This window comes from Citrobacter sp. Cpo142, assembly GCF_030332425.1.
In the GTDB taxonomy this organism is placed as follows: domain Bacteria; phylum Pseudomonadota; class Gammaproteobacteria; order Enterobacterales; family Enterobacteriaceae; genus Citrobacter; species Citrobacter portucalensis.
The window spans coordinates 1-4689 of record NZ_JAOWHW010000141.1 but is presented as its reverse complement, the minus strand read 5'-3'; the positions used below and the strand labels follow the sequence as shown (position 1 = coordinate 4689).

The following is a 4689-nucleotide window of genomic DNA, read 5'->3' as shown; positions in this document are numbered from 1 at the left end:
GCCTTATCCGGCCTACGGAGCGGCATCGCTTGTGCCGGATGGCGGCTACGCCTTATCCGGCCTACGGAGCGGCATCGCTTGTGCCGGATGGCGGCTATGCCTTATCCGGCCTACGGAGCGGCATTAGTTGTAGGCCTGATAAGCGAAGCGCCATCAGGCAATAGAACGCACAAATGTCTAAAGAGGCTAAAAATGAACGCGATCCGCGTTGAAAATGTCAGTAAAACCTTTGTCCTGCATCAGCAAAACGGCGTGCGTCTGCCGGTACTGCAAAACGCCACTCTGGACGTTAAAAACGGCGAATGCGTGGTGCTGCACGGTCACTCGGGCAGCGGCAAATCCACATTGCTACGTTCGCTGTACGCCAACTACCTGCCGGATGAAGGACGCATCCACATCCGCCACAGCGATGAATGGGTCGATCTGGTGCAGGCCCCGGCGCGCAAAGTACTGGAGGTTCGCCGTTCAACCATCGGCTGGGTGAGCCAGTTCCTGCGCGTGATCCCAAGGATTTCCGCGCTGGATGTGGTGATGCAACCGCTGCTGGATCTGGGGGTCTCCCGTGAGGAGTGTGCAGCCAAAGCAGCTAACCTGCTTACCCGCCTGAACGTGCCGGAGCGGTTGTGGCACCTGGCGCCGTCGACCTTTTCCGGCGGCGAACAGCAGCGCGTCAACATCGCTCGCGGGTTTATCGTCGATTACCCAATTCTGCTACTTGATGAGCCTACCGCCTCGCTGGACGCCAAAAATAGCGCCGCCGTCGTCGCATTAATTGAAGAGGCGAAAGCCCGCGGCGCAGCAATTGTCGGCATTTTTCACGATCAAACCGTGCGCGACCGCGTCGCGGATCGTCTGCATCTGATGGGAACAACAGCATGATTATCAATAATGTAAAGCTGGTGCTGGAAGATGAAGTGGTGCAAGGATCGCTGGAAATCGAGGGCGGGGTCATTCGCACCTTTGCAGAAAGTCCGAGCAGCCTACCTGAGGCGCTGGACGGCGAAGGCGGCTGGCTGCTACCAGGGCTTATCGAGCTGCATACCGATAATCTCGACAAATTTTTCACCCCGCGCCCAAAGGTAGACTGGCCTGCCCACTCGGCGATGAGCAGCCACGACGCGCTAATGGTCGCCAGCGGCATTACCACCGTACTGGACGCGGTGGCAATTGGCGATGTGCGCGACGGCGGCGACCGTCTGGAAAATCTGGAGAAGATGATCAATGCGGTCGAAGAGACGCAAAAGCGCGGGGTCAATCGCGCCGAGCATCGCCTGCACCTGCGCTGTGAGCTGCCGCATCACACTACCCTGCCGCTGTTTGAAAAACTGGTCAGCCGCGAGCCGGTAACGCTGGTGTCGCTGATGGATCACTCGCCAGGCCAGCGTCAGTTCGCCAATCGCGAGAAGTACCGCGAGTATTATCAAGGCAAGTATTCGCTCACCGACGAGCAGATGGCCTGCTATGAAGAAGAACAGTTAGCGCTGGCGGCGCGTTGGTCACAGCCTAATCGCACGGCGATTGCCCAGATGTGTCGTGAGCGCCAGATTGCGCTGGCGAGCCATGATGATGCCACCCATGATCATGTGCTGGAATCGCACCAGCTTGGCAGCGTGATCGCCGAATTTCCTACCACCTTCGAAGCGGCTGAAGCCTCGCGCCAGCATGGTATGAACGTGCTGATGGGCGCGCCCAACATCGTGCGCGGCGGTTCTCACTCCGGCAACGTAGCGGCGCATAAGCTGGCTGAGCTGGGGCTTTTGGATATTCTCTCCTCCGACTACTATCCCGCCAGCCTGCTCGATGCGGCGTTTCGCGTAGCGGACGACGACGCCAACCGTTTTACGCTGCCACAGGCCATTCGTCTGGTGACCCGCAATCCGGCACGGGCATTAAATCTCGACGATCGTGGCGTTGTTGCCGAAGGCAAACGCGCGGATCTGGTGCTGGCGCACCGCAAAGGCGGCAACATCCATATCGATCACGTCTGGCGTCAGGGCAAAAGGGTATTCTGACTATGGGTAAACTGATCTGGCTGATGGGGCCATCCGGCTCCGGTAAGGACAGTCTGCTGGCCGAACTCCGCCAGCAGGAACCGGCGCAACTGCTGGTAGCGCACCGTTACATCACCCGCGCCGCCAACGCCGGGAATGAAAATCATATTGCGCTGAGCGAACAAGAATTTTTTACCCGCGCCGGGCAGAACCTGCTGGCGCTGAGCTGGCACGCCAATGGCTTCTACTACGGCGTTGGCGTGGAGATTGACCTCTGGCTACACGCCGGTTTTGATGTGGTGGTCAACGGCTCGCGTGCACATCTGCCCCAGGCGCAGGCCCGTTACGGCACATCTTTACTCCCCATTTGCTTACAGGTTTCTCCGGCAATTTTACGCCAGCGCTTGCAGGCTCGTGGACGGGAGAGCGAAACGGAAATCGCCGCCCGTCTTGAGCGCGCAGCCCGCTACGCCCCGTATGACTGCCACGTCCTGAACAACGATGGAAGTTTGCTACAGTCTGTCGATACACTACTCACACTGATGGGACGCAAGGAGAAGAAACATGTCTGTCTGTGAATTACGCCGCGCCACGCTATACGATACCGATGCGGTTTACGCGCTTGTCTGTGAGTTGAAGCAGGGCCAATTCGATCTGCAGGCCTTTAGCGCTGGCTACGCCGCAAATCTGCAAGATCCCAATATGCACTACCAGCTGGCGCTGCTCGACGGACAGGTCGTCGGCTTGATCGGCCTGCACCTGCAGTTTCATCTGCACCACGCCAACTGGATTGGCGAGATTCAGGAACTGGTGGTGATGCCACAGGCACGAGGGTTAAGGGTCGGCAGTCAGTTACTGGCCTGGGCCGAAGCCACCGCGCGCGAAGCGGGCGCAGAAGTCACCGAACTTTCCACCAGCACCCAACGCCTTGACGCACACCGTTTTTACCAGCGTGAAGGCTATACCATGAGCCATTTTCGCTTCACCAAACCGTTGTAGGGGGAGCCATGAGTCTGACCATTACGCTGACGGGAACGGGCGGCGCACAGCTGGTGCCGACATTTGGCTGCGACTGTGCGGCCTGCCAACGAGCACGCTCACAGGCGCAATACCGTCGACGCCCTTGTAGCGGGGTGGTCAAGTTCAATAATGCGGTGACGCTGCTGGACGCGGGGATCCCGCATCTGATGGACGACTGGCCGGCGGGCAGCTTCCAGCAGTTTCTGCTGACCCATTATCATATGGATCATGTACAGGGATTGTTTCCGCTACGTTGGGGCGTGGGGACGACCATCCCGGTGTACGGTCCGCCGGATGAACAGGGTTGCGACGATCTGTTTAAGCATCCGGGCATCCTCGATTTTAGCCATACCGTGGCACCGTTTGTGGTGTTTAATCTGCAAGGATTGCAGGTAACGCCGCTACCGCTCAACCATTCAAAGCTGACGTTTGGTTATCTGCTGGAGACCGCACATAGCCGCGTGGCGTGGCTCTCCGATACCGCCGGGCTTCCCGACAAGACGTTGAAGTTTCTCCATAATAACCAGCCTCAGGTGATTATCATCGACTGCAGCCATGCCCCGCGCGCTGAGCCACCGCGCAATCATTGTGATTTAAACACCGTTATCGCATTGAACGACGTCATCCGCTGCCCACGAGTGATCCTGACGCACATCAGCCACCAGTTCGACCTGTGGATGATGGAAAATCCGCTGCCGGCAGGGTTTGAAGCCGGGTATGACGGAATGGAGATTGTGCTGGATTAAGGAAATTTGCCGGATGCGATGAAAACATCTTATCCGGCCTACAAACAGATGATTAAGCGACTTTTTTTGCGCCGACATCTCGCTGCGCAATAAAATCTTTAACTGAAACAATCCGGTTCAGTTCTTCTTGCGCCCGCATGTCATTTTCAACTTCCCACAGGTCAACCGCCGCCTGTAGGTTACGCCAGAAATCAACGGAGGTATCGAACGCTTTTGCCAAACGAAACGCCATATCCGTTGTTAATTTGCGATTATTGTTGACCAGTGCGCTCACTGTATTGCGGTGAACATGCAGAATTTCAGCCAGATCGTTGATTTTCAGATCAAGCGGTTCCAGGTATTCATATTGCAGGATATCACCCACAGTCGTTGGTTTTCTGGATGCCTGTTTCATATCGTTACCTTACGTTTTCTCTAATAGATGTGTGGATCTAAGTACACATCTTCGGCCTTACCATTAATCCATTTAAATATTAATCGGTACTGCTTGTTTACTCTGATTGAAGAATATTCCTGTAATTTTCCGGTTAACTCTTCATATCTGTTACCGGGTGGCGAGCGCAAATCCCGATGCGAAACAGCCGCATTAATGATATCCAGCTTTCGGTAATGACTCCAACTTATTGATAGTGTTTTATGTTCAGATAATGCCCGATGACTTTGTCATGCAGCTCCACCGATTTTGAGAACGACAGCGACTTCCGTCCCAGCCGTGCCAGGTGCTGCCTCAGATTCAGGTTATGCCGCTCAATTCGCTGCGTATATCGCTTGCTGATTACGTGCAGCTTTCCCTTCAGGCGGGATTCATACAGCGGCCAGCCATCCGTCATCCATATCACCACGTCAAAGGGTGACAGCAGGCTCATAAGACGCCCCAGCGTCGCCATAGTGCGTTCACCGAATACGTGCGCAACAACCGTCTTCCGGAGCCT

General features: G+C 56.0%; 6 protein-coding genes and 2 pseudogenes. 5 read left to right on the top strand and 3 right to left on the bottom strand.

What is annotated here, in order from left to right; genetic code table 11:
• The first annotated feature begins 192 nt into the window (after positions 1–192).
• The 5 genes from phnL to phnP are packed head-to-tail and all read left to right on the top strand — an operon-like array spanning position 193 to position 3757.
• The gene (gene phnL / locus OGY18_RS21080; protein ID WP_286554262.1) at positions 193–879 is read left to right on the top strand and encodes a phosphonate C-P lyase system protein PhnL; all 687 of its coding nucleotides are present in this window, start codon (positions 193–195) and stop codon (positions 877–879) included.
• Positions 876–2012: an alpha-D-ribose 1-methylphosphonate 5-triphosphate diphosphatase gene (gene phnM, locus OGY18_RS21075; protein WP_191235855.1), complete on the top strand. Its 1137-nt coding sequence runs from the start codon at positions 876–878 to the stop codon at positions 2010–2012. Before phnL ends, phnM begins: the two co-directional genes overlap by 4 nt.
• A gap of 2 nt (positions 2013–2014) precedes the next feature.
• A complete protein-coding gene (gene phnN, locus OGY18_RS21070) occupies positions 2015–2569 on the top strand; it encodes a ribose 1,5-bisphosphokinase (protein ID WP_008786953.1) in 555 nt (184 codons plus the stop codon).
• Positions 2556–2990: an aminoalkylphosphonate N-acetyltransferase gene (gene phnO / locus OGY18_RS21065; RefSeq protein WP_126319498.1), complete on the top strand. Its 435-nt coding sequence runs from the start codon at positions 2556–2558 to the stop codon at positions 2988–2990. Before phnN ends, phnO begins: the two co-directional genes overlap by 14 nt.
• A gap of 8 nt (positions 2991–2998) precedes the next feature.
• Positions 2999–3757 (top strand): phosphonate metabolism protein PhnP, encoded by a 759-nt coding sequence (gene phnP, locus OGY18_RS21060; protein ID WP_286554259.1) that lies wholly within the window; start codon positions 2999–3001, stop codon positions 3755–3757.
• Positions 3758–3809: 52 nt separating this feature from the next.
• On the opposite strand, the gene OGY18_RS21055 is transcribed toward phnP, so the two are convergent.
• The 3 genes and pseudogenes from OGY18_RS21055 to OGY18_RS21045 all read right to left on the bottom strand — a co-directional run.
• Positions 3810–4151, bottom strand: a complete 342-nt coding sequence (locus OGY18_RS21055; RefSeq protein WP_008786950.1) for a HigA family addiction module antitoxin — start codon at positions 4149–4151, stop codon at positions 3810–3812.
• A 20-nt stretch (positions 4152–4171) separates the two neighbouring features.
• Positions 4172–4363, bottom strand: a pseudogene (locus OGY18_RS21050) (type II toxin-antitoxin system RelE/ParE family toxin); the annotation flags it as partial.
• A gap of 14 nt (positions 4364–4377) precedes the next feature.
• Positions 4378–4689: pseudogene (locus tag OGY18_RS21045) on the bottom strand (IS1-like element IS1B family transposase); the annotation flags it as partial.